Source organism: Roseovarius sp. D22-M7 (assembly GCF_037083785.1).
Taxonomy (GTDB): Bacteria; Pseudomonadota; Alphaproteobacteria; order Rhodobacterales; family Rhodobacteraceae; genus Roseovarius.
Genome location: NZ_JBAPKY010000010.1, coordinates 24,527 through 47,559, shown reverse-complemented (window position 1 = coordinate 47,559; position 23,033 = coordinate 24,527). Strand labels below are relative to the sequence as shown.

21 protein-coding genes and 1 pseudogene are annotated in these 23,033 nt (G+C 65.2%); 6 read left to right on the top strand and 16 right to left on the bottom strand.

Going from position 1 to position 23,033, the window contains the following annotated elements:
- The first annotated feature begins 86 nt into the window (after positions 1 to 86).
- On the top strand, positions 87 to 779 hold the full coding sequence (pyrF, locus tag V8324_RS06610; RefSeq protein WP_336419138.1) for an orotidine-5'-phosphate decarboxylase: 693 nt from the start codon (positions 87 to 89) through the stop codon (positions 777 to 779).
- Here pyrF and V8324_RS06605 read toward each other — a convergent pair.
- Both V8324_RS06605 and V8324_RS06600 read right to left on the bottom strand, forming a co-directional pair.
- On the bottom strand, positions 776 to 1,906 hold the full coding sequence (locus tag V8324_RS06605; RefSeq protein ID WP_336419137.1) for a carboxylate-amine ligase: 1,131 nt from the start codon (positions 1,904 to 1,906) through the stop codon (positions 776 to 778). The two genes, pyrF and V8324_RS06605, sit on opposite strands and share 4 nt — an antisense overlap.
- Before the next feature lie 229 nt (positions 1,907 to 2,135).
- The gene (locus V8324_RS06600) at positions 2,136 to 3,635 is read right to left on the bottom strand and encodes a CoA-acylating methylmalonate-semialdehyde dehydrogenase (protein WP_336419136.1); all 1,500 of its coding nucleotides are present in this window, start codon (positions 3,633 to 3,635) and stop codon (positions 2,136 to 2,138) included.
- 188 nt (positions 3,636 to 3,823) lie between these two features.
- Between V8324_RS06600 and V8324_RS06595 the strand changes: the two genes are divergently transcribed.
- A complete protein-coding gene (locus V8324_RS06595) occupies positions 3,824 to 4,258 on the top strand; it encodes a CBS domain-containing protein (protein WP_336419135.1) in 435 nt (144 codons plus the stop codon).
- A 102-nt stretch (positions 4,259 to 4,360) separates the two neighbouring features.
- The gene (coaD, locus tag V8324_RS06590; protein WP_336419134.1) at positions 4,361 to 4,852 is read left to right on the top strand and encodes a pantetheine-phosphate adenylyltransferase; all 492 of its coding nucleotides are present in this window, start codon (positions 4,361 to 4,363) and stop codon (positions 4,850 to 4,852) included.
- 4 nt (positions 4,853 to 4,856) lie between these two features.
- Here coaD and gap (V8324_RS06585) read toward each other — a convergent pair whose 3' ends face one another.
- The 9 genes from gap (V8324_RS06585) to V8324_RS06545 form a co-directional block, all read right to left on the bottom strand.
- A complete protein-coding gene (gap, locus tag V8324_RS06585; RefSeq protein WP_336419133.1) occupies positions 4,857 to 5,858 on the bottom strand; it encodes a type I glyceraldehyde-3-phosphate dehydrogenase in 1,002 nt (333 codons plus the stop codon).
- A 130-nt stretch (positions 5,859 to 5,988) separates the two neighbouring features.
- Complete coding sequence (locus tag V8324_RS06580; protein WP_336419132.1) at positions 5,989 to 6,132, bottom strand: hypothetical protein; 144 nt, start codon at positions 6,130 to 6,132, stop codon at positions 5,989 to 5,991.
- Positions 6,133 to 6,198: 66 nt separating this feature from the next.
- Positions 6,199 to 6,732: a helix-turn-helix transcriptional regulator gene (locus tag V8324_RS06575; protein ID WP_336419131.1), complete on the bottom strand. Its 534-nt coding sequence runs from the start codon at positions 6,730 to 6,732 to the stop codon at positions 6,199 to 6,201.
- Positions 6,729 to 7,268 carry a cytochrome b/b6 domain-containing protein gene (locus tag V8324_RS06570; protein WP_336419130.1) on the bottom strand — a complete coding sequence of 180 codons (540 nt, stop codon included), beginning with the start codon at positions 7,266 to 7,268 and terminating at the stop codon, positions 6,729 to 6,731. The genes V8324_RS06575 and V8324_RS06570 overlap by 4 nt, the downstream gene beginning before the upstream one ends.
- A gap of 59 nt (positions 7,269 to 7,327) precedes the next feature.
- Complete coding sequence (locus tag V8324_RS06565; RefSeq protein WP_336419129.1) at positions 7,328 to 7,582, bottom strand: PepSY domain-containing protein; 255 nt, start codon at positions 7,580 to 7,582, stop codon at positions 7,328 to 7,330.
- A 243-nt stretch (positions 7,583 to 7,825) separates the two neighbouring features.
- Positions 7,826 to 9,304: a hypothetical protein gene (locus V8324_RS06560; RefSeq protein WP_336419128.1), complete on the bottom strand. Its 1,479-nt coding sequence runs from the start codon at positions 9,302 to 9,304 to the stop codon at positions 7,826 to 7,828.
- A gap of 121 nt (positions 9,305 to 9,425) precedes the next feature.
- Positions 9,426 to 10,427, bottom strand: coding sequence for a type I glyceraldehyde-3-phosphate dehydrogenase (gene gap, locus V8324_RS06555; protein ID WP_336419127.1), 1,002 nt, complete (start codon positions 10,425 to 10,427; stop codon positions 9,426 to 9,428).
- A 153-nt stretch (positions 10,428 to 10,580) separates the two neighbouring features.
- Complete coding sequence (locus tag V8324_RS06550; protein WP_336419126.1) at positions 10,581 to 11,291, bottom strand: CbiX/SirB N-terminal domain-containing protein; 711 nt, start codon at positions 11,289 to 11,291, stop codon at positions 10,581 to 10,583.
- A gap of 19 nt (positions 11,292 to 11,310) precedes the next feature.
- The gene (locus V8324_RS06545) at positions 11,311 to 11,649 is read right to left on the bottom strand and encodes a TraR/DksA family transcriptional regulator (protein WP_336419125.1); all 339 of its coding nucleotides are present in this window, start codon (positions 11,647 to 11,649) and stop codon (positions 11,311 to 11,313) included.
- A gap of 83 nt (positions 11,650 to 11,732) precedes the next feature.
- Between V8324_RS06545 and cysE the strand changes: the two genes are divergently transcribed.
- A complete protein-coding gene (gene cysE / locus V8324_RS06540; RefSeq protein ID WP_336419124.1) occupies positions 11,733 to 12,560 on the top strand; it encodes a serine O-acetyltransferase in 828 nt (275 codons plus the stop codon).
- 6 nt (positions 12,561 to 12,566) lie between these two features.
- Positions 12,567 to 12,920 (top strand): annotated as a pseudogene (locus tag V8324_RS06535) (DMT family protein).
- 98 nt (positions 12,921 to 13,018) lie between these two features.
- Here the strand turns inward: V8324_RS06535 and V8324_RS06530 are convergent.
- The 5 genes from V8324_RS06530 to dld form a co-directional block, all read right to left on the bottom strand.
- Positions 13,019 to 13,750, bottom strand: a complete 732-nt coding sequence (locus tag V8324_RS06530; protein WP_336419123.1) for a VPLPA-CTERM sorting domain-containing protein — start codon at positions 13,748 to 13,750, stop codon at positions 13,019 to 13,021.
- Between the two features lie 194 nt (positions 13,751 to 13,944).
- Positions 13,945 to 15,681, bottom strand: coding sequence for a dihydrolipoyl dehydrogenase (lpdA, locus tag V8324_RS06525; RefSeq protein WP_336419122.1), 1,737 nt, complete (start codon positions 15,679 to 15,681; stop codon positions 13,945 to 13,947).
- Positions 15,682 to 15,694: 13 nt separating this feature from the next.
- On the bottom strand, positions 15,695 to 16,972 hold the full coding sequence (gene aceF / locus V8324_RS06520) for a dihydrolipoyllysine-residue acetyltransferase (protein ID WP_336419121.1): 1,278 nt from the start codon (positions 16,970 to 16,972) through the stop codon (positions 15,695 to 15,697).
- Between the two features lie 25 nt (positions 16,973 to 16,997).
- On the bottom strand, positions 16,998 to 19,649 hold the full coding sequence (gene aceE, locus V8324_RS06515) for a pyruvate dehydrogenase (acetyl-transferring), homodimeric type (protein ID WP_336419120.1): 2,652 nt from the start codon (positions 19,647 to 19,649) through the stop codon (positions 16,998 to 17,000).
- A gap of 223 nt (positions 19,650 to 19,872) precedes the next feature.
- Complete coding sequence (gene dld, locus V8324_RS06510) at positions 19,873 to 21,591, bottom strand: D-lactate dehydrogenase (protein WP_336419119.1); 1,719 nt, start codon at positions 21,589 to 21,591, stop codon at positions 19,873 to 19,875.
- A 203-nt stretch (positions 21,592 to 21,794) separates the two neighbouring features.
- Between dld and trpB the strand changes: the two genes are divergently transcribed.
- Positions 21,795 to 23,015: a tryptophan synthase subunit beta gene (gene trpB / locus V8324_RS06505; protein WP_336419118.1), complete on the top strand. Its 1,221-nt coding sequence runs from the start codon at positions 21,795 to 21,797 to the stop codon at positions 23,013 to 23,015.
- Positions 23,016 to 23,033 lie beyond the last annotated feature (18 nt).

The following is a 23,033-nucleotide window of genomic DNA, read 5'->3' as shown; positions in this document are numbered from 1 at the left end:
CCCGTCGTGCCCGGCGATGAGGCCTTGACGCGACGGCCACGCGCCGTGACAAGAAGCCGGAACTTGCCCCGCAGGAGACCGCCGCGATGTCCGATGACCGCCTGATCGTTGCCCTCGACGTGCCCAATGCGCTGGACGGGCTGCGGATGGCCGAGACGCTTGGCGACACGGTGTCGTTCTACAAGATCGGGCTGGGCATGCTGACCGGCGGCGGCCTCGCGCTGGCGGGCGAGTTGAAGCAGGATCATGGCAAGCGGATCTTTCTCGACATGAAGCTCTTCGATATCGGCGCCACGGTCGAGGCGGCGGTGCGCGGGCTGGCGCAGTTCGATCTCGATTTCCTGACCGTGCATGGCGACCCGCACGTGGTGCGCGCGGCACGGCAGGGGGCCGCCGGCACGGGGATGAAGATCCTCGCGGTGACGATCCTGACCTCGCTCGACCGCCATGATCTCGATGACGGGCTGATGGTGGCGGGCGATCTGCCCGACCTGGTGGCGCAGCGCGCGGGCCGCGCGTTCGACGCGGGCGCCGACGGGGTGATCGCCAGCCCGCAGGAGGCCGCGATGATCCGTGCGCTGCCCGAAGCATCTGGCCGACTGATCGTCACGCCGGGGGTGCGGCCGGCGGGCGCGGCGCTCGGCGACCAGAAACGCGTGGCGACCCCGGCAAAGGCGGTGGCCGACGGCGCCGATCACATCGTCGTCGGACGTCCGATCTGGGCTGCCGACGCCCCGAAGGCTGCGGCGCAAGCGATCGTCGACGAGCTGCGCGGCTAGAGATCGGCTTGGAATTCCTCGATCAGGTGGCGCACAACGGATTGCAACGCCTCGGCCTCGGTCTGGCCGGTATCGCGCGCGGCGGCAAAGGTAGCGCGCTGGCGTTCTGAACTGGTCCCCGTGGCCAGCATGTCGCGGGCGCGCGCCACCTCCGATACGGAGCCGAAGAAATCCGCGTCCTCCGCGATCAGGTCGATGATCTCGTCCACCAGCGTTTCCATGTCCACGATCTCGCCCCGGCCGAAATCGATGAGGCCGCCCGTGGTGCCGTAGCGCTGCGCGCGCCAGCGATTTTCGCCCACGAGGAAGGTGTCGTAGATCCGCCAGCGCTGGTTGCGGATCGCCAGCCGCCACAGCATCCGCGCAAGCCCCTGCATCAGCGCCGCCAGCGTCAGCGCGTGTTCCAGCCGGGGCTGGACGTCGCAGATCCGCGATTCGAGTGTCGGAAAGCGCGACGAGGGGCGCAGGTCCCACCAGATCTTGCTGGAATCCTCGATCACCCCGAGATCGACCAGCGATTTCACCGAGCGTTCGAACTCGCCGAAGCTTTCCATCCGCGGCGGCAGTCCGGTACGTGGCAGGTTGTCGAACACGCTGAGCCGGTAGCAACTGAGGCCGGTATCCTTCCCCTGCCAGAACGGCGAGGAACACGAAAGCGCCAGAAGATGCGGCAGGAAGTAGCTCAGCTGGTTCATCAGGTCGATGCGCCGGTCGGGCGGGTCGATGCCGACATGCACATGCATCCCGCAGATCAGCATCCGCTGCACCACGCCCGCCAGATCGTTCTGCAAGTCGTTGTAGCGCTGCTTGTCGGTATGAGTCTGGCTGCGCCAGTCGGAAAACGGATGGCACGAGGCGGCGATCGGCGCAAGATTGTGCGCGGCGGCGTGCTTTGCCACGGTGCTGCGCAGGCGTTTCAGGTCCTCGCGCGCCTCGGCGACGGTGTTGAACGGGCGGGTGCCGATCTCGATCTGGCAGGTCAGGAATTCGGGGCTGACCTGGTCCTGCAGATCCTCCTGGCAGGCGGCCATCAGCGCCTCTGGGGCATTGGCCAGCGCGAGACTGTCGCGATCGACGAGCAGGTATTCCTCCTCGATGCCGATGGTGAAGTCGGGTGCCTTGGTCATGCTTGCCTCCCGTTGCGCCGCCAGAGGCAGCAGAGCGCCGTATCGCGATCTTGGCAAGGGCGAATCAATCCATCCGGGTCGGGCAGGCGGATAGACTATCCGCGCTGTCCGACAGCGCCGACGTCAACGAAGTCCACCCTTCCGCCGCGGGCTGGCCCGGCTTGACGCTCTGGCGGCGCTGCCTCGGCGCAGGAGGGGCGGTCCATCGGGCCACCCCTCTCCGTCGTAATCACTCCATGGCCTTGAAGTTGAACTCGCCGCCTTCCTTGATCCCCGACGGCCAGCGCGCGGTCACCGTCTTGGTGCGGGTGTAGAACTTGAACGCGTCCGGCCCGTGCTGGTTGAGATCGCCGAAGACCGACTTCTTCCAGCCGCCGAAGGTGTGATAGGCCAGCGGCACCGGGATCGGCACGTTGATGCCCACCATCCCGACGTTGACGCGATGCGCGAAATTGCGCGCCGCATCCCCGTCGCGGGTGAAGATCGCGGTGCCGTTGCCCATTTCGTGATCCATCGCCAGCTTCAGCGCCTCCTCGTAGCTGCCAGCGCGCACGGTCGACAGGACGGGGCCGAAGATCTCCTGCTGGTAGATGTCCATCTCGGGCGTCACCCGGTCGAACAGGTGCGGGCCGACGAAGAAGCCGTCCTCGTAGCCCTGCAGCTTGAAATCGCGCCCGTCGACGACCAGTTCCGCGCCCTGGTCGATGCCGGACTGCACGAGGCCCTCGATCTTCTTCTTGGCCTCGGCGGTCACCACGGGGCCGTAATCGACATCGTCGCCGGCGGTATAGGGCCCGACCTTCAGCTTCTCGATGCGCGGCACCAGTTTCTCGATCAGCCGGTCGGCGGTCTCGTCGCCCACCGGGACCGCCACCGACACCGCCATGCACCGCTCGCCCGCGGCACCGTAGCCCGCGCCGATCAGCGCGTCCGCGGCCTGATCCATGTCGGCATCGGGCATTACGATCATGTGGTTCTTGGCACCGCCGAAACACTGCACGCGCTTGCCCTGCGCGCAGCCGGTGCCGTAGATGTATTCGGCGATCGGGGTCGAGCCGACGAAGCCCACCGACTGGATCACGTCATTGTAGAGGATCGCATCCACCGCCTCCTTGTCGCCGTTGACGACCTGCAAGAGGCCCTTGGGCAAGCCGGCCTCTTCCATCAGCTCGGCCAGCATCAGGGGCACCGACGGGTCGCGCTCGCTTGGCTTGAGGATGAAGGCGTTGCCGCACGCCAGGGCGGGGGCGAACATCCACATCGGAATCATCGCCGGGAAGTTGAACGGCGTGATTCCGGCCGACACACCGAGCGGCTGGCGCATCGAGTAGATGTCGATGCCCGGCCCGGCCCCGTCGGTAAACTCGCCCTTCAGCATCTGCGGCGCACCGACGCAGTATTCCACCACTTCCAGCCCGCGCTGCACGTCGCCCTTGGCGTCGGGAAAGGTCTTGCCGTGCTCGCGGCTGAGCGTTTCGGCCAGCTTGTCCATGTCACGGTTCAGCAGGCGCACGAACTCCATCATCACCCGCGCGCGGCGCTGCGGATTGGTGGCGCCCCACGCGGGCTGTGCGGCCTGCGCCACCGAGACGGCGCGCGCCATCTCGTCGGCATTGGCCAGCGGGCAGCGCGCCTGCACCTCGCCGGTGGCCGGGTTGAACACGTCCGAAAATCGTCCCGATGTGCCCTGCACATGCGCGCCGTCGATATAGTGGGTCAAGTCCTGCATTTTGGATCCTCCTCCTTGATTGCGCGCAGCTTAGTCGGGCCTGCCGCGGGCGAAAAGGGGCAATGGGCCAAAAGCGCCGCGGCGATTATGCCACGGATGCGCGGGGGGCGCAGGGGCGGTGGACAGTTGACAAAAATGCCGGACTGGCTGACGCTGCACACGAGGGTATTCACTAGGGAGGTCCCGCAATGCTGGTCCAGCAAATCCTGAAGGCCAAGGGCGATGACGGGGTAATCACCGTCACCCCGGACACGCTGGTGTCCGAGGCGGCGCAGATCCTCGCCGAACGGCGCATCGGCGGGCTGATCGTGTCGGGCGACGGCAAGCGCGTGGACGGCATCCTGTCGGAACGCGACATCGTGCGCAGCCTCGCGGTGCGCGGGGTCACGTGCGTGAACGAGACGGTCAGCCAGATGATGACCCGCAACCCGGTCTTCTGTTCGCTGAACGACACCTCCGACCAGGTGCTGACCCGGATGACAGAGGGGCGCTTCCGCCACGTGCCTGTGGTCGACAAAGGCGAGCTTGTGGGCATCGTCACCATTGGCGACGTGGTGAAGTCGCGCCTCGACGAGCTGGCGATGGAAAAAAGCGCCCTCGAAGGCATGATCATGGGATATTGACGCGGCCTTCCCGGGGTCCGGCATACGGGGCCGCCGGGTGGGGCTTGCATTCCCGGGCATAATATCGTTGCGTCAGCCCGAGTAGAACAACGGAGCAGCCCCATGCGCATCGGCCTTTATCCCGGCACCTTCGACCCGATCACCCTGGGGCATGTCGACATCATTCGTCGCGCGGCGATCCTGGTGGACCGGCTGGTGATCGGAGTGGCGATCAACCGCGACAAGGGGCCGCTTTTCGATCTGGACGAGCGCGTGTCGATGATCGAGGAAGAAGCGCGCAAGCTCTCGGCCGAAACCGGCACCGAGATCGTCGCCCATCCCTTCGAGAACCTGCTGATCAGCTGCGCGCATGACGTGGGTGCGCAAGTGATCGTGCGCGGGCTGCGCGCGGTCGCCGATTTCGAATACGAGTTCCAGATGGTCGGGATGAACCGTTCGCTCGACAGCTCGGTCGAGACCGTGTTCCTGATGGCCGACGCCAATCATCAGGCGATCGCCTCGAAACTGGTCAAGGAAATCGCCCGGCTGGGCGGGGACGTTACGAAATTCGTCTCGCCCACCGTGAAACAGGCGCTGCTGGCCAAGTTCGCCTGACGCGTCAGGCCGCCTTGCCCATCGCCGCCGCCACGTCCAGCATGCGGTTGGAGAACGCCCATTCGTTGTCGTACCAGCTGAGCACCCGGCACATGCGCGCGTCCATCACCCGCGTCTGGTCCAGCGCGAAGATCGAGCTGTGGGCGTTGTGATTGAAATCCGACGAGACGAGCTCGCGCCGTGCCACGTCGAGGATGCCGGTCAGCGGTCCGGTGGCGGCGGCCTCGACCGCGCCGTTGATCTCCTCGATGCTGGTGTCGCGCGCCGCCTCGAAGGTCAGATCGACGACGCTGACATTCGGCGTCGGCACGCGGATCGCCGTCCCGTCGAGCCGGCCCTCAAGCTCGGGCATCACCAGCCCCACGGACCGTGCGGCGCCGGTCGTCGTGGGGATGATGTTCAGCCCCGCGGCGCGGGCGCGGTAGAGATCCTTGTGCATCGTGTCCAGCGTCGGCTGGTCGCCGGTATAGCTGTGCACGGTCGTCATGAAGCCGCGGGTGATACCGACCGCCTCGTGCAGGACCTTGACCACCGGGGCAAGGCAGTTGGTGGTGCAGGAGCCGTTCGACACGATGACGTCACCCGCGGTCAGATCGCCGTGGTTGACCCCGTAGACGACCGTGCGATCCGCGCCTTTCGACGGGGCCGAGACGAGCACGCGCTTTGCCCCGTTCTTCAGATGCGTGGCAGCCTTGTCGCGGTCGGTGAAGATGCCGGTGCATTCCAGCACCACGTCGATATCGCCCCAAGGCAGGTCCGCGGGGTTGCGCAGCGCGGTCACCCGGATCGGCCCGCGCCCGACATCGATGCTGTCCTCGGTGGTGATGACGGGACCGGGAAAGCGGCCATGCACGCTGTCGAATTCCAGTAGATGCGCGTTGGTTTCGACCGGGCCGAGATCGTTGATCGCCACGATCTCGAGATCGTGGCGCCCCGACTCCACCAGCGCGCGCAGCGCGTTGCGCCCGATTCGCCCGAAGCCGTTGATGGCCAGTTTGGTTGTCATGGCGTCCTCCTCTTGCCGTGTTCCGGGTCAGTCCTGCGGTTCTGGTATCGCTAACATCGAGGCGCGAACATAAACGAATATCGAAACCTGTCAAATCACGTCCGATTGCGCCCCATGCGATCAGAAACGATCACCTCCAGAAGGCGATGTACTCGATCAGCGCGACCGTCTTGCGGCCCAGAAAGACCGACGCCGCGCCGTCATTCGCAAGCGTGTCGAGACCCAGCAGGGCAAGGATCACAGCCGCGAGGATAATCGCGATCCGGTTGGTCATGGCCTGCGCACCCCTCATTGAAGATCCCGCGCCCTATGCCCGACAGCCCCCGCGCGCGCAAGCCTGTCACGCGTCGCCGTGCGGTCCGGCGCGGTCATCCGACCTCAACGCGCCGTTCAGAAGGTCGTCGACGAGCAACCCCAGAAGTGCCCCGCGCCCCGACACCCCGGCCTTGCGGTAGACGGCGTTCAATTGCGCCTTGACCGTGCCCTCGGCGGATCCGCGCAGGCGCGCCGTCTCGGCGACAGAACAGCCCTTGATCGCGAACATCGCCACGTCGCTTTCGGCGGGGGTCAGACGCCAGTGATCGAAATGCGCGCCGATGATCTCGTGCATGGCCCCCGCCGCGATCGACACCTGGTCCTCCAGATGCGCGGTGTGCCGCAGCAACCGCGCGAGGTACCGCGTCTCGAACACGATCCCCGACACCAGTGCGAGCGCCGCGATGGTCTCGATGGCGAGGTGAAGGTTGGTCAGCGACCGCAGGCCCTGAAGCCGCATGTCGTTGGCCACGTCCCACAGGAAGAACGCGGCGCAGAGGCTCTGCACCGCGATCAGGGCGATCAGCCAGGGGATCTTGTCGTGCTTGTTCGTGATCATTCGACAAGTCGTGTATCATCCGGCGTGCGCTTTGTCCCGGTGATCATGGCCCATGGCAGGTTGATGCCGGTGCGGTGGCTTTCGAGTATCACGGCGGCGACATGCAGGAGGATCAGGATCTCCGCGACGGTCACCAGCGTCTCGTGGACGTCCTCGACCCATTCGATGCCCCAGAACGCGTCGGTCGTCATCATGTAGCCGCTCGCGCAGATGCCCAGGATGCCCATCAGCAGCGCCAAGATCATCAACGCGCCCAGCGGCGAATGCCCCAGATGCGTGCGGCGGCGGCGCGTCGCGATGTCGCCGACCTGCTCGGTGACCGCCTGCGCGCCGGGCAGGAAAGAGGCAAAGCGCGCATATCGCGGGCCGATGAAACCCCAGGCGATGCGCAACACGATGAGCGCGGCCAGCACGTAGCCCACCCATTCATGGATCCAGCTATCGTCATCGACGATCAGCGCATTGGCGGCGAACAACCCCACCAGCGACCAGTAAAAGAGGCGCACGAACGGATCCCATATCTTGTGTGTCGTCATGAAATGGCTCTCCTTGATGAACGGGCGCCGGGTCGCGAGGCTCCGGCGCCGTGGGAAATTCAGGCGTCGCGCTCGGTCTTGACGACCTCGAGGCTCTCATCGAGGTAGATCTCGTAGCGTTGCCCGTCCTTCAGGGCATAGGCCTCGAACAGGCCGTCCTCGGTCTTGACCCTGCGGACGTCGTAGCCCTGTTCGGAAAGGGTGGCCTTGATCTCTTCTGCCTTGGCCTTCTCGACGGTCTGGTCATCCGAGGCTTGTGCGATCCCGCCAAGCGAAAGCGTGATGGCGAGGGCGAGGGGAGTGATGCGTGTCATTCGTATATATCTCCTTGCGAGGTTGCGATCAGGCCCGCCAAGACGGCGGGACTGCCCCCCACATGAGCCGCACGGGCCGCCATGCCCATTGAACGAAGGTTGGAAATAGGGCGCCTATAACTCGAGTTTACCCCGCATCGCACCGGGACATGTCAAAGCCCCGGCGACAAGGCCGGGGCTTTGATCTTCATCTGTGCAGTCAATCCTGCAACCCACCCCGCGGGGCATGGCCTGCCGCGCGGCTTAGCCGCGCGCGACGCGGCGGCGCAGCCAGGCCAGCCCGCCAAGCGCCGTCAGCAGCAGCGGCAGCCCTGCCGGCACTGGCACGACCACCGCCTGCGGCAGCGAGCCGCGGAACGCCGCGGTCGTCAGCGCGCCGTCATCGCCGAATTGCCAGAAGCCGAAATTCCGGAAATCGCCGGAAATCGCGCCGTCATCCGTGGCAAGGCCGAGCGAAATCTGATCCACGCCGAACCGGGCCGAGGTGACATCGCCTAGGGCAAGCTCGGTGAAGGTCACGGTGTTCTCGCCCGCGCCGCCATCGAAGACGCTGTTGATCAGCTTGCCCGAGGACACGTCCCCAACCGTCAGCAGATCATCACCGCCACCGAAGATCACGTCGCCGAAGATCTCGCTTTCGCCGCCGAGTGTCAGGCTGCTGTCGCCCTGTCCCGGCGCCAGTTCGATGGCGGTGCCAGAGCGGCCGCGCAGGGTGCCGCTGTTCGCGATGGTGATCTGCGCGGTGCTCGCGGGGTCCGTGCCGATGGCGCGTACACCCTCGACATAGCCGTCGTTGACGATGGTCAGCGGACCGGACGCACGATCATCTCCCACGGTCGGCTCAAAGGTCTCGTCCACGTCGATGCCGCTGCCGCCATCGCTCGGATCGCCGTCCGCGCCGGTCGAGACGATCACGCCTGTCGCAAGGTTGGTCACGGTGCCTTCATCCAGATCGATCCCGTCATCGGTGCCCAGGATTACGCCGTCGTTCGTGAGTGTCCCGCTTGCGAATTGCACGCCGTCCTCGTCGGACGTGGCGCCGTCGTTGCTCCATGTCTGCGTGCCCGCGTCCCACGACAACCCGTTCAGCGCGATGGTGCCGCTGTTCGTAAGCTCGAAATCCTCGCGCGCCTCGACCACTTCCTCGCCGCCGCGCAGGATGCCGGTGTTGGTGATCGTGGTGCCCGGTCCGCGGCTCTGGATCGCGCGGCCGTCGGTGCTCTGGATCAGGCCGTCATTGGTGATGGTCGTGTCGGTCAGTGCGAAATCGTCGTCCAGCCGCACGGCCTGACGGCGCGCGAAGATCTCGCCGCCCGACAGGTTGGTCAGCGTGAAGGTGTCAGCGTCGTCCTCGAGCACGATGCCGCGATCCCCGCCGCGGATCGTGCCGGAATTGGTCACGGTCAGGGCGGGGCCTTTGCCCTCGACCGCGTTCTCGCCGCTATCCGTGCTCTCGATCAGGCCGCTATTGGCGAGGGATTGATCGGCTCCGCTCAACGCGACCGGCAGGCCCGAGGGCCGGACAAGCGCGGCACTCGCATCGAAGATCACCGACAGGTTGTCACGCGCGTCAGAGATCGGGGCGATATCGGTGCCGCTGCAGGTCAGGGTCGGGTCGGTCGCGTTCCCGCCCTCGACGCAGTCGGCACTTGCGGGCACGGCGAAGGCGCAAAGCGCCGTCAGGGACACCGTCATCGCGGTGGTCGTGGAATAGCGTGTCATCGAATTCATCTCCATTGGCAGCGAAAGGGCGCACGGCCCCTGCCCGTTGGAGTGGTTAATTCAGATGACAGTCCTGTAATGCTTTCATGAAACTTGTGTCACAGACCCGGCGCGCGACGGCTCAGTTGAGCCGCCCCATCGCCACCGAGACATCCGCCATGCGGCACGAAAACCCCCATTCGTTGTCGTACCATGCCAGCACCCGAACGAGGCGCTTGCCGATCACCTTGGTCTGGTCCGGCGCGAAGATCGAGCTTTCCTCGGTATGGTTGAAATCGACGCTGACCTTGGGCTCGGGATCGTAGCCGAGGATGCCCTTCATGGGCCCGGCGGCGGCGGCGGCCATCGCCTCGTTCACGTCCGCTTTCGTGACATCCTTCTGCGCCACGAAGGTCAGGTCGACCGCCGAGACATTGGGCGTTGGCACGCGCATCGCTGTCCCGTCGAGCCGCCCGGCCAGTTCCGGCAGCACCTCGCCAAGCGCGCGCGCCGCCCCGGTCGAGGTGGGGATCATCGACATCGCCGCGGCCCGCGCACGGTAGAGGTCGTTGTGCCGCCGATCATGCGTCGGCTGGTCGCCGGTATAGGCGTGGATCGTGGTCATCAGCCCCGACTCGATCCCGATCGCGTCGTTCAGCGCCTTGGCCAGCGGCGCAAGGCAGTTCGTGGTGCAGGACCCGTTCGAGATCATCCGCTCGCCCGGCTGCAGGGTGTGATCGTTGACGCCGTAGACCACCATGCGGTCGACATTCTTGCCCGGCGCCGACAGCAGCACCTTGCCCGCACCGCGATCCAGATGAGTGCGTGCGGTCAGCCCGTCGTTGAACTTGCCCGTGCATTCCATCACCACGTCGACCCCGTCCCAGTCCAGCGCGGTCATGTCATAGGTGGAAAACATCTCGATCGGGCCGCGGCCCAGATCCATGCTGCTCCCCTCGACGGTCACGGCGTGCGGAAAGCGTCCATGCACGCTGTCATAGCGCATCAGATGCGCCGCCGTCTCGAGGGGGCCGGTGGCGTTGACCTTCACGACCTTGATGTCGTTGCGCAAGCTCTCGGAGATATGCGCAAGGGTGGCGCGACCGATCCGGCCAAATCCGTTGATCCCGACTGTGATGGTCATGGGGCTGCTCCTGCTGTCACGTTTGTCGGGGGTATAGACGCAAGCGCCCCCTGTCGAAAGACGCAAAACCGGCGTTTTTGCGGGACAGTCAATGTGTTAGCGATAACGGTTATCGCAAACCTATGTCCGCGTAGGTCCTTGGCAGCCCGCGCGTCAGTCCGAGGGCGTGGCCTCCTGGGTCAGCGCGTCCGCGACCAGTTGCGGCACATGCGGCGCACAGCCGACAGGATCCAGCCGCACGCCGTTGAATCCGGTCGCGTCCAGCGCCTCGGGGATGTCGTCGATCACGTGGCCCAGCCGTGCGGCGAAGAATGGCAGACAGATCGCCTGCGTCCCGAGGCCCGCGGCCTGATCCGCCAGATAGGGCGGCTCTTCGACGAAACCGACGCGGTGCTCTGCAAACGCGATGCGCTGCGCAAGGGCGTCGGCGAAGGCACGGGTGTCGCGCGCCGAATTGGGGCTGCGCCCGGATCCGTGCCCGGCGATGAAAAGCCGCGTGTCGGCTGCCTGCCAGCCCTGCGCGGCCAGCACCTCGCGCAAGAGATCGGCCGCGAGATCGGGCAGGGCGGGCGACACGCCAAGCGGCCGCAGCACCCGCGCATCCGGGGCTGCGTGCAGGCGTTTGCGCAGGTTGTCGCCGGTAAACCACCCTTCGGTCATGAAAAGCGGGTAGATCGACGGTCGCGACCCTGCCGCGCCAAGCGCGCGGTTCAGCGCGCCCTCTTTCGCCAGCGTCGCGGCCCCGACATGCCAGTCGGGTAGAAGGGCGGCGACGCGCGCCGCGAACACCTCCAGATCCGCCTGCGCAGGGTCGGGGTCGGAGGGTTGTCCGTGGCTCACGATGATGGCAGCGGGGCGTTTCACACGGGGGGTCCTTTGGCGGTCAACCATTGGCACAGGAGATGCAACGCGTCGCCGCCGGGTCAAGCTCCAGCCTTCCGCGGCCGATCTCGTCGCCGCAATCCTCGCAATAGCCGAACTCTCCCTCGTCGATCCGCGCCAGTGCGGCCCGCAGGCGGGTGCGCTGCGCGTGCCGGCGGGCATGGCCGGCATTGGCCATCGCCTGGTTCTGCAGCGCGTCCATGCGGCTCAGCCGGCCGACGGCCTGCTGGTCGAGCTCGACCGTCGCCTGCCCGGACTTCCCGCGCGCATCCTCGTCCTGCAACTCTGCCAGAAGCGCCTCGATCCGCTGCCGGAATTCCGTCAAGCGCTGTTCGTCCATGGGTCTTGCCTCGCGCGCGTCTTTGCATTTCACCTCTCCCGACTATCTGCTACACTCGACACATTCCAGAGGAGGGCGAGCCCGTGGCGCATACAAAATCGAAACTGGCCGAGGTCGATCCGGTCTGGGGCCGCATCGCCCGCGAGGCCGAGGCAGCCATCGCCGACGAGCCGCTGATGGGTGGTCTGGTGCATTCCAGCGTATTGCACCATGGTACGTTCGAATCGGCCCTTGCCTACCGCATTTCGCTCAAGCTGATCTCGAACGAGATGCCCGAACAGATCCTGCGCGAGATCTGCGACATGGCGCTCGCGGCCGATGAGAGCATCGGGCTGGCGGCGCGCGCCGATATCGTGGCGGTCTGCGACCGCGACCCGGCCTGCGACCGGTTCCTGACGCCGCTGCTGTTCTTCAAGGGGTATCAGGCGATCCAGGCCTACCGCATCGCGCATTGGCTTTGGAACGAAGGCCGGTACGATCTGGCGCGGTTCTTCCAGATGCGCGTGTCCGAGGTTTTCGGCGTCGACATCCATCCCGCGGCCCGCATCGGCAAGGGCATCATGATCGATCACGCGCATTCCATCGTCATCGGCGAGACGGCGGTGGTGGGCGACAACGTCTCGATGCTGCATTCGGTGACACTCGGCGGCACCGGCAAGGAAGAAGAGGACCGGCATCCCAAGATCGGCAACGGCGTGCTGATCGGGGCAGGGGCCAAGGTTCTCGGCAACATCAAGGTCGGGCAATGCTCACGCATCGCCGCCGGGTCGGTGGTGCTGCAGGACGTGCCACCGATGAAGACCGTCGCCGGTGTGCCGGCGAAGATCGTCGGCGAGGCGGGCTGCGACCAGCCCTCGGTCAGCATGGACCAGCTTCTGGGCGTACGCGGCACGGAAACCGTAAGCGACTGAGGCGTCATGCCGGTATGGTGGCCGTGGGTGGCACCAGTGGTGCTGCTTTGCCTGTCGAACGTCTTCATGACGGTAGCTTGCTACGGGAATCTCAGGTTCCCGCACGCGGCGCTCTAGGCGGTGGTGCTGATCAGCTGGGCGATCGCCCTCATCGAATACATCTTCGCCGTGCCGGCCAATCGCCTCGGCTATCGCGTCTATTCGGCGGCGGAACTGAAGACCATGCGGGAGGTCATCACCCTGCTGGTCTTCGCCGGCTTTTCCGTGCTCTGGCTGAAAGAGCCGATCACCTGGCATCACGCGCTCGGCTTCGCGCTGATCGCATCGGGTGCCTTCCTGATATGCCGCGCGCCGCTGTAGCGAAGGGGGCGGGCGGTTTCATCCGCCCCCGTTGTTTCAATATCCCTCGGGGAAACGCACGGTATTGCCGGAACGCTCCACCGGGGGCTGTTCCACTCTCATCCGTTCGATCCGGTAAAACGACCCCGCTTGCGCCCGCGCAGCGCCCCCAGTGCTGCAAGACCTGCGAGCAGCAGCGGCGCGCCGGCAGGTAGAGGGATCGGGGACGTCGAGATGTCAGGTCCGCTTACCGCGACGTTGAACTGGCCGGAATTGTTGAACCAGCCGAAGCCGTCCATGGCGCCAAGGTAAAGCCGCGTGGCGCCGCTCGGCGCGACAACCGTCTGCGCGATACCACCATCGGTTACGCCGTCGCCGATGAAGAATATCTGCTTCAGAAGCGGGGAAAGCGACGAATAGCTCTGGCTGGCCTCCGATGAGAAATCGAGCGACGCGGGCGCTGACGTTGCGGTCGGCAGCATCTCGTCAAGAAATACGCCGAGAAGCGACAAGCGCGGCATGGTCACGTCGGAAAAGCCGTTCTCGGGCGTGCCGGTGTGGTTGATCGGTGCCGATCCGTCCGGGTCCGGTCCCAATGCTCCGCCCAGCGAAACCCGGCCCGTTGCCGAAAATGAAAAGGCCGCGCCCCCGAGAACCTCGAGACCGGTGACAAGGACGGGCGAGTTCGACGGCGCGCTGTCACCCGAGCTTGCCGTGGTTCCCGCGGGAAGGCCCGCGAGATAAGGGTTTGCCGTGCCGGGGACGACAAGCGTGACCGTCGATGCCCCGGCGGGCGCGCAAGACATGATGGCGGCAGAAAGAGCCGCCGCAGCATAAGAAACATTCTTCATTGCAATTGACCCCAATATGGCAAGTCGACCGACAGGGGGCCGACGTCAAAGATATGAACAAATAGTTAACGCATCACAAGTTCTTAATAATTTCGGGTACGCCTGAATAAAGCACGGTCCGGCTTTGGTGCCGGGCCGCACGTACCCGGGTGACGCCGGTCGTCCCGCCGCCCCCTTTTATTTTGGCTGACCCGTCACGCCTTCCTTTTCTTCGGCGGCATCAGGTCGGTGATCGTTCCCTCGAACATCTCGGCGGCGAAGTTCACCGTTTCCGACAGCGTCGGGTGCGGATGGATCGTCTGACCCAGATCGACGGCATCTGCCCCCATCTCGATCGCCAGCGCCACCTCGGAAATCAGGTCGCCCGCGTTGGTGCCGACGATTCCGCCGCCGATCACGCGATCGTCCTCGGGATCGAACAGCAGCTTGGTCAGCCCCTCGCTGCGCGCGTTCGACAGGGCCCGGCCCGAGGCCGCCCAGGGAAACACGCCCTTCTCGTACTTGATGCCCTTGGCCTTGGCCTCGGTCTCGGTCAGGCCGCACCACGCCACCTCGGGATCGGTATAGGCGACCGACGGGATCAGCCGAGCGTCGAAATGGCGGTTCTGACCGGCCACGACCTCGGCGGCGACCTTGCCCTCATGCACCGATTTATGCGCCAGCATCGGCTGGCCGACGATATCGCCAATGGCGAAGATATGGCCCACATTGGTGCGCTGCTGGTCGTCCACGGCGATGAAGCCGCGCTCGTCCACCGCGACGCCGGCGGCCTCGGCCGCGATCCGCTTGCCATTGGGCGTGCGCCCGACGCAAACGAGGATCTTGTCAAACGTGTCGGTCGTTGTCTCGCCCTTGTCATCCTCGAAGGTGACCTTCAGGCCCTTCTTCAGCGCCTCGACATTTGTGACCTTGGTCTTCAGCCTGATGGATTCGTAGCGCCCCTCGATGCGCTTCTGGAACGGCTTCACCAGGTCCTTGTCGGCGCCGGGCATCAACTGGTCCATCAGCTCGACCACGGTGATCTTCGCCCCCAACGCGTCGTAGACACAGGCCATTTCCAGCCCGATGATCCCGCCGCCCAGCACCAGCATCCGCTTGGGGATGTCGTCGAGTTCCAGCGCGCCGGTGGAATCGATCACCCGCGGGTCGTCATGCGGCACGAAGGGTAGCTTCACGACCTCTGACCCGGCGGCGATGATGCAGTTGTCGAACGACACGCTGACCTTTTTCCCGTCATGCGCCACCTCCAGCATGTTGGGCCCGGTGAAGGCGCCGGTGCCCTGAACGACCTCGACCTTGCGCGCCTTCGACAGCCCGTCGAGCCCGCCGGTCAGCTGGCCGATCGTGTCATTCTTGAACTTGCGCAGCGCATCGAGGTCGATCTTCGGCTTGCCGAAGCTGACCCCGTGATGCGACATCTCCTCGGCCTCGGTGATCACCTTGGCGACGTGCAGCAGCGCCTTCGAGGGGATGCAGCCCACGTTCAGACAGACCCCGCCAAGCGTCGGGTACCGCTCGATCAGGATCACCTTCTTGCCCAGATCGGCGGCGCGGAACGCCGCCGAATAGCCACCGGGGCCCGAGCCGAGCACGACCAGATCGGCATGCTTGTCACCCTTGCCCGTCGCGGTGCCGGTGGCGGTCTGCGGGGCCGGGGCCGATTTGGCGGGGGCCTCTGACTTGGGGGCGTCCTCGGACGCGCCTGCGCTCTCGACTACCATGATCAGTGTGCCTTCGGAGACCTTGTCGCCCTCGGCCACTTTGATCTCGGTGATCTTGCCTGCAGCGGGGCTCGGCACCTCCATCGTGGCCTTGTCCGATTCAAGTTCGATCAGGGGATCTTCCTCGGCGATGGTGTCGCCGACGCTGACCAGGATGGCGACGACCGGCACATCCGAGAAATCGCCGATATCGGGAACCTTGATGTCCATGGGGGTTGTCTCCTTACCACATCAGTTTGCGCATGTCGCCCAGCAGCGTCTTGAGCGTCACGCAGAAGCGTGCGGCAAGCGCCCCGTCCACCGCGCGGTGGTCGTAGCTGAGCGAGAGGGGTTGCATCAGGCGCGGCGCAAATTCCGTTCCGTTCCAGACCGGCGCCATTTTCGAGCGCGTCAGCCCCAGTATGGCCACCTCGGGCGCGTTCACGATGGGCGTGAAGGACGTCCCGCCAATCCCGCCCAGCGACGAGATGGTGAAGGTGGCGCCCTGCATGTCCTTCGATTTCAGCTCGCCGTCGCGCGCGGCTTTCGACAGGCTCATCAACTCTTTCGAGATCTCCACGAGCCCCTTGCGATCGGCATCCTTGATCACCGGCACCATCAGCCCGTTGGGCGTGTCGGCCGCAAACCCGATATTGTAGAAATGCTTGCGCACCAGTTTGTCGCCATCGGGATGGATCGAGGAATTGAACTGCCAATTTGTCTTGAGCGCAGAGACGCTCGCCTTGATGACAAAAGACAGCAGCGTGACGCGATAGCCTTCCTCCTTGGCCTGCGTGTCCATCTCCTTGCGGTAGGCATCCAGATCGGTGATGTCGGCCTCGTCATCATGCGTGACATGCGGGATGTTGAGCCATGAGCGGTGCAGCGCCGGACCCGACAGCTTCTGGATGCGCGACATCTCGACATTCTCGACGGGGCCGAATTTCGAGAAATCGACCGCCGGGATCGGCGGAATGCCCATGCCGCCTGATGCGGGCGCGCCGGCGGCGGGTGCGGCCGTGGACGTGAGGTGCCGCGTCACGTCCTCGCGCAGGATGCGGCCCTTGCGGCCCGACCCGTTGACCTGCGCCAGATCGATCCCGAGTTGCCGCGCGAAGGCGCGCACGGACGGGCTGGCATGCGCCTTGCCAAACCCGGCATCGGTCACCGCGGCCGTGGGCGCGGGAGCCGCAGTCGGGGTCGGTTCCCTCGCGGGGGCAGGGGCCTCGGACTTGGCCTTGGGCGCCTCTTCGCTTGGTTTTTCGTCCGCACCGCCGCCATTGCTACCCTCGTCCTCGAGCAGCAGGATCAGCGAGCCTTGCGAGACCTTGTCGCCCTCGCTCAGCTTGATCTCCTTGATCTTGCCGGCGGCGGGGCTGGGCACCTCCATCGTCGCCTTGTCGGATTCAAGCTCGATCAGCGGGTCTTCTTCGGCGATGGTATCCCCAACGCCGACAAGGATGCTGACCACGGGCACGTCGCTGAAATCGCCGATATCGGGTACTTTCACGTCTTTCGTCATGTCACTGTCTCCTCTCGCGCGCGCGTCAGACCAGACGCGGGTTCGGCTTGTCGCCGTCGATTTCGTAGGTTTTCAGCGCCTTCTGCAGATCCGTCTTGGTAACCGCCCCCTCGCGGTAAAGATCGGTCATCGCGGCCGCGGCGATGTGGTTGGCGTCCACCTCGAAGAACCGGCGCAGGTTCACCCGGCTGTCGGACCGCCCGAACCCGTCCGTGCCCAGCACCGTGTAGCGCCCAGGCACCCCGGCGCGGATCTGGTCGGCGAAGGATTTCATGTAATCCGTGGCGGCGATGAACGGCCCCTTTGCGCCTTTCAGCTGCGCGGTCACGAAGGGCTCGCGCGGCTCGTCCAGCGGGTTCATGCGGTTCCAGCGCTCGACATGCTCGTAGTCGCGGCCAAGCTCGTTGAACGACGGCACCGACCAGATATCGGCGGTGACCCCGAAATCCTCCTTGAGCATCTCGGCCGCCTTGATCGCCTGCATCAGGATCGTGCCCGAGCCCATCAGGTTGACGTGCTTCTTGCCGGGTCTCGAGGTCTTTTGTAGCCGGTAGAGGCCGCGGACGATGTCCCCTTCCACGCCCATCGGCATCTCGGGATGCACGTAATTCTCGTTCATCAGGGTGAGGTAGAAATAGACGTCCTCCTCGTCCTCGAACATCCGCTTGAGCCCGTGCTGGACGATCACCGCCACCTCGTACTGGAAGGTCGGGTCGTAGCTGACGCAGTTGGGGATCGTCGAGGCGAGGATGTGGCTGTGCCCGTCCTCGTGCTGCAGACCCTCGCCGTTGAGCGTGGTGCGCCCCGCCGTGCCGCCCAGCAGGAAGCCGCGCGCGCGGCTGTCGCCGGCCGCCCAGGCGAGATCGCCGGTGCGTTGGAAGCCGAACATCGAGTAGTAGATGTAGAACGGGATCATCGCCACGCCGTGATTGGAATAGGACGTCGCCGCGGCGATCCAGTCGGCCATACTGCCGGCCTCGTTGATGCCTTCCTGCAGCACCTGACCGGTCTCCGACTCCTTGTAATAGGACATCTGTTCGCGGTCTTCAGGCGTGTATTTCTGACCCTTCGGGTTGTAGATCCCCACCGACCGGAACAGTCCTTCCATCCCGAAGGTGCGGCTCTCGTCCGGGACGATGGGCACCACCTGCTTGCCGATATTCTTGTCGCGCAGCAGCGTCGTGAGGATCTGCACGAAGGCCATCGTGGTCGAGATCTCGCGCTCGCCCGAACTCTGCAACTGCCGCTTGAAGGCGTCGAGCGACGGGATCGTCAGTTTCGGCGCGTCGGTCGTGCGTTTCGGGAAGTCGCCGCCAAGCGCCTTGCGCCGATCCGCCAGATACGCCTTCTGCGCGTTGTTGAGCGTGACGAACGGCGCCTTCGGCAGATCCTCGTCGCTGACCGGGATCTTGAAGCGGTCGCGGAACGCGCGCAGCTGATCCTCGGCCAGCTTCTTTTGCTGGTGGGTGGTGTTCTGGCCCTCGCCGGCAGTGCCCATGCCGTAGCCCTTGACGGTCTTGATCAGCAGGCAGGTGGGCTGGTCCTTGGTGTCGACCGCGCGCTTGAAGGCGGTATAGACCTTTTGCGGGTCGTGCCCGCCGCGGCGCAGCGCCCAGATCTGGTCGTCGGTCCAGTCCTCGACCAGCGCGGCGGTTTCGGGGTACTTGCCGAAGAAATGCTCGCGGATATAGGCGCCGTCGCGGGATTTGAAGGTCTGGTAATCGCCATCGACGGTCTCGTCCATCAGCTGGCGCAGCCGGCCGGACGTATCGCGCTCCAGCAATTCGTCCCAGCCCCGGCCCCAGAGAAGCTTGATCACTTCCCAGCCGGCACCGCGGAAATCGCCCTCGAGCTCCTGCACGATCTTGCCGTTGCCGCGCACCGGGCCGTCGAGGCGTTGCAGGTTGCAGTTGATGACGAAGATCAGGTTGTCGAGCCCCTCGCGCGCCGCAAGGTCGATCGCGCCGCGGCTTTCGGGCTCGTCCATCTCGCCATCGCCCAGGAAGCACCACACCTTGCGGTCGGCCATGTCGATATGGCCCCGGTTGTGCATGTATTTCATGAACCGCGCCTGGTAGATCGCCATCAGCGGCCCAAGCCCCATCGAGACGGTCGGGAACTGCCAGTAATCCGGCATCAGCCACGGATGCGGGTACGAGGACAGGCCCTTGCCGTCCACCTCGGATCGGAAGTTTTCAAGCCGTTCCTCGCTGATGCGGCCTTCCATGAAGGACCGCGCGTATATTCCGGGGATCACGTGGCCCTGGAAAAACACAAGGTCGCCGCCATGGATCGCCGATTTCGAGCGCCAGAAATGGTTGAGCCCGATATCGTACATCACCGCCGAGGACGCGAAGGACGCGATATGCCCGCCGTATTCGCTGCTTTCCTTGTTGCGGCGCACGACAGTCGCCATGGCGTTCCAGCGGTTGATGGTGCGGATGCGCCACTCCATCTCCAGGTCGCCGGGGAAATACTCCTGGTCGTCCGCGGGGATGGTGTTCTGATAGGGGGTGGTGGCCGAGAAGGGCAGGTTGGCGCCGGCGCCGCGGGCGGCCTGCACGGCCTTGTCCAGAAGGTGATGCGCACGGTTGGCGCCGTCGCGTTCGATCACGTCCTCGATGGCGTCCTGCCATTCCCGCGACTCGATCGGGTCTATGTCTGGGATCTGTGTCATCTCTCCCCCTTCTCCTCTGATGCGGCCCCTCGCGGCGCCAAATCGGTTTAATGATAAACCATTATCTCTTGCGGACCGGTCCTAGCGGATCCGATCCTGTCGGGTCACCCCGTTTCAGGCATGTCTTGCATGTGTCGCACGCATGGCTGCGCGACACCCCGTCTGAGCCTTGAACGATGCGGCAGGCCCTCCCCCGGCCCTCGTCATGCCTCATTCCGCCCGCCTAGCCATAATGCTTGCACCGCGACATCTTGCCGATCCCGGGATTCAGGCTGTTGGTCGGATCGCAGGCCCGGTAATGCGCCGCGAGGTCGGGCTTGGCCGGGTAGAGATGGCCCACGTTGTGCTCGGCCGGATATTCCGCGCCGCGCGCGTCCAGCAGTTCCAGCATCTGGTTCTTCAGCGCCTTCGGATCGCAGCCCTTTTTCACGACGTAATCCTGGTGCAGCACGTGGCAGAAGAAATGCCCGTAATACAGCTTGTGCACGATCTGGTCATCGATCTCGGGGGGCAGTTTCTCCAGCCAGTCCTCGTCATTGCGCCGCAGCGCGATATCCAGCGCCAGGATATCCTCGACCTCGCCGCGATGGATGTTCTGGTAGCGGATCGCGGCCCCGGCGGCGGCAAAGCGGTTCAGACCGGCCAGCTTGGCCTCGCGCGGGGTGCATTCGAACCAGTCACCGCTGCGCGCGCCAAAAAAGTCTTTCAGAAATCCGCGCGCCTCGTCGATGCCGCCATCGCGCATCTTGAGAATGAGGTGATGCTCGTACTTGTCGCGCCAGTCACGCAGGCGGCGCGGAAGGTGGTCCGGGGTCAGTCGCGCCAATAGCTGCATGACCTTGTCGGTCAGCCCGCGCGTCAGCCGCAGCTTGTTGAACCGCGCATCGAACGCGCCCTTCAGCGCGAAGAACATCGGCAGCCGGTCGGTGCCCAGCCAGTCGATCATGCGCACCGTGTCCTTGCCGTACCTGTCGGCGACATCGAAACACGCCCGCTGCATGTATTCGCCAGAGACCGGAACGTGATCGAAATTCTTCAGGATGTGCCGGCGCAGTGCGGTCAGCTCGGCGGGATCGTTGGTGCCGATATAGAAGACCGTCTCGCTTTCCGGGATCGCGTAAGTGTCGAGCCGCACGGCGAAGACCGCCAGCTTGCCCGCGCAGCCCGCCGACTCGTAAAGCCGGCGCTTGTCGGCGTTGAACCGCGCGGGCGTGCCCGCGTCGACATCGCGCACACGCGACACGTACTCGGTATCCGAAGCCTTGCGGTTCGTGGCCTCGACATCCGCCTCGTCGAAATCGCCGGCTTCCAGCCGCGTCAGGATCTCTTCGGGCGTGTCGCCCAGACGGATGCCAAGGTGGTTGACCAGCTCGATCTTACCGTCCTCGGTGATGCGCGCGTAAAGCGACAGCTCCGTATAGGACGGCCCGCGCTCGACCAGCGAGCCGCCGGAATTGTTGCACACGCCGCCCATCACCGAGGCCCCGATGCAGGACGACCCGATCACCGAATGCGGCTGACGCCCCAGCGGCTTGAGCATCTTTTCCAGCGCGAACAGCGTGGCGCCGGGCAGGGCGAGCACCTGGCGCCCGCCGCGCAGGCTGTGCAGCCGGTCCATCCGCTGCGTGTTGATCAGCACCACGTCGCGGTCGTAGGTGCCCTTGGGGGTCGAACCCTCGGTCAGCCCGGTATTGGCGGCCTGCAGGATGACGATCTTGTCGGCGGCGACGCAGGCCTGCAGCACCTGCCACTGCTCCAGCAGCGATCCCGGCTGCACCACGCACAGCGCGTCCCCTTCGCCGGAGCGCCAGCCCTTGCGGAACCGCTCGGTCTGCCGTGCGCCGGTCAGGCAGTGCCGTCGCCCGACGATCCGCTGCAGATCGGCGATCAGCCTGTCATTGTCCTGCGCCGTGCCCACGGGATCACCCCTTGTCGCTGTCATGTGCGCCCCCTTTGTTACGTTCCGTCCCTCAGGGTAGCCCCGGCACACGTTCAGGCAAAAACGCCATCCGTGCAAGCGTGCTTAATGAAAACCGCCCGAAAGCGCGCGCGGCGCCGGTCCGTGTGACGCGCTTTGCGCTGGAAAATGCCGCCCGCGTCCCATATGGATCGGGGAACACCCCGGAACGCAAAGGTGCGGACGCGATGAACGAACTTTTCAACAGCTTCATGACCGGCCCCGACGAAAAGGGCCGGTTCGGCGATTTCGGCGGGCGCTTCGTGTCGGAGACCCTGATGCCGCTCATCCTCGAGCTGGAAGAGTGCTACGAGCATGCCAAGACCGATCAGAGCTTCTGGGACGAGATGCACCATCTCTGGACGCATTACGTCGGCAGGCCCTCGCCGCTATACCATGCCGAGCGGCTGACCGAGCACCTGGGCGGCGCGAAGATCTACCTTAAGCGCGACGAGTTGAACCATACCGGCGCGCACAAGATCAACAACGTGCTGGGTCAGATCATCCTGGCCCGCCGGATGGGCAAGACCCGCATCATCGCCGAGACGGGCGCGGGCCAGCACGGTGTCGCCACCGCCACGGTCTGCGCCAAGTTCGGGCTGAAATGCGTGGTCTACATGGGCGCGCATGACGCCGAGCGGCAGGCACCCAACGTCTTCCGCATGAAGCTTCTGGGCGCCGAGGTGGTGCCGGTGACCAGCGGGCGCGGCACGCTGAAGGATGCGATGAACGACGCGCTGCGCGACTGGGTGACAAATGTGCGCGACACGTTCTACTGCATCGGCACGGTCGCGGGCCCGCATCCCTATCCGGCCATGGTGCGCGATTTCCAGTCGATCATCGGCCGCGAGACGCGCGAACAGATGCAGTCAGCCGAGGGGCGTCTGCCCGACATGCTGGTCGCCTCGATCGGCGGCGGCTCGAACGCCATGGGGCTTTTCTACCCGTTCCTCGACGACAAGGAGGTGAACCTTATCGGCGTCGAGGCCGGCGGTCACGGCGTCGACGACCGGATGGAGCATTGCGCGTCATTGAATGGTGGGCGCCCCGGCGTGCTGCACGGCAACCGCACCTACCTGCTGCAGGATGCCCACGGGCAGATCCTCGAAGGGCATTCGATCTCGGCGGGGCTGGATTATCCCGGGATCGGGCCGGAACACAGCTGGCTGCACGATGTCGGGCGGGCGCAATATGTCTCGATCACCGATGCCGAGGCGCTCGAGGCGTTCCAGCTTTGCTGCGCGCAGGAAGGGATCATCCCCGCGCTGGAACCCAGCCACGCGCTGGCCCATGTGATGAAGATCGCGCCCGACCTGCCGCGCGATCATCTTCTGGTGCTCAACATGTGCGGACGCGGCGACAAGGACATCTTCGCGGTCGCCAAGCATCTGGGTGTCGAGATCGGCTGACACCGCCTTTCGGTGCCC

What these genes read in the sequence shown, in the direction of transcription:
- pyrF (WP_336419138.1), top strand. Translation starts at nt 87, where the DNA reads ATGTCCGATGACCGCCTGATCGTTGCCCTCGACGTGCCCAATGCGCTG.
- V8324_RS06605 (WP_336419137.1), bottom strand. Translation starts at nt 1,906, where the DNA reads ATGACCAAGGCACCCGACTTCACCATCGGCATCGAGGAGGAATACCTG.
- V8324_RS06600 (WP_336419136.1), bottom strand. Translation starts at nt 3,635, where the DNA reads ATGCAGGACTTGACCCACTATATCGACGGCGCGCATGTGCAGGGCACA.
- V8324_RS06595 (WP_336419135.1), top strand. Translation starts at nt 3,824, where the DNA reads ATGCTGGTCCAGCAAATCCTGAAGGCCAAGGGCGATGACGGGGTAATC.
- coaD (WP_336419134.1), top strand. Translation starts at nt 4,361, where the DNA reads ATGCGCATCGGCCTTTATCCCGGCACCTTCGACCCGATCACCCTGGGG.
- gap (WP_336419133.1), bottom strand. Translation starts at nt 5,858, where the DNA reads ATGACAACCAAACTGGCCATCAACGGCTTCGGGCGAATCGGGCGCAAC.
- V8324_RS06580 (WP_336419132.1), bottom strand. Translation starts at nt 6,132, where the DNA reads ATGACCAACCGGATCGCGATTATCCTCGCGGCTGTGATCCTTGCCCTG.
- V8324_RS06575 (WP_336419131.1), bottom strand. Translation starts at nt 6,732, where the DNA reads ATGATCACGAACAAGCACGACAAGATCCCCTGGCTGATCGCCCTGATC.
- V8324_RS06570 (WP_336419130.1), bottom strand. Translation starts at nt 7,268, where the DNA reads ATGACGACACACAAGATATGGGATCCGTTCGTGCGCCTCTTTTACTGG.
- V8324_RS06565 (WP_336419129.1), bottom strand. Translation starts at nt 7,582, where the DNA reads ATGACACGCATCACTCCCCTCGCCCTCGCCATCACGCTTTCGCTTGGC.
- V8324_RS06560 (WP_336419128.1), bottom strand. Translation starts at nt 9,304, where the DNA reads ATGACACGCTATTCCACGACCACCGCGATGACGGTGTCCCTGACGGCG.
- gap (WP_336419127.1), bottom strand. Translation starts at nt 10,427, where the DNA reads ATGACCATCACAGTCGGGATCAACGGATTTGGCCGGATCGGTCGCGCC.
- V8324_RS06545 (WP_336419125.1), bottom strand. Translation starts at nt 11,649, where the DNA reads ATGGACGAACAGCGCTTGACGGAATTCCGGCAGCGGATCGAGGCGCTT.
- V8324_RS06530 (WP_336419123.1), bottom strand. Translation starts at nt 13,750, where the DNA reads ATGAAGAATGTTTCTTATGCTGCGGCGGCTCTTTCTGCCGCCATCATG.
- lpdA (WP_336419122.1), bottom strand. Translation starts at nt 15,681, where the DNA reads ATGGACATCAAGGTTCCCGATATCGGCGATTTCTCGGATGTGCCGGTC.
- aceF (WP_336419121.1), bottom strand. Translation starts at nt 16,972, where the DNA reads ATGACGAAAGACGTGAAAGTACCCGATATCGGCGATTTCAGCGACGTG.
- aceE (WP_336419120.1), bottom strand. Translation starts at nt 19,649, where the DNA reads ATGACACAGATCCCAGACATAGACCCGATCGAGTCGCGGGAATGGCAG.
- dld (WP_336419119.1), bottom strand. Translation starts at nt 21,591, where the DNA reads ATGACAGCGACAAGGGGTGATCCCGTGGGCACGGCGCAGGACAATGAC.
- trpB (WP_336419118.1), top strand. Translation starts at nt 21,795, where the DNA reads ATGAACGAACTTTTCAACAGCTTCATGACCGGCCCCGACGAAAAGGGC.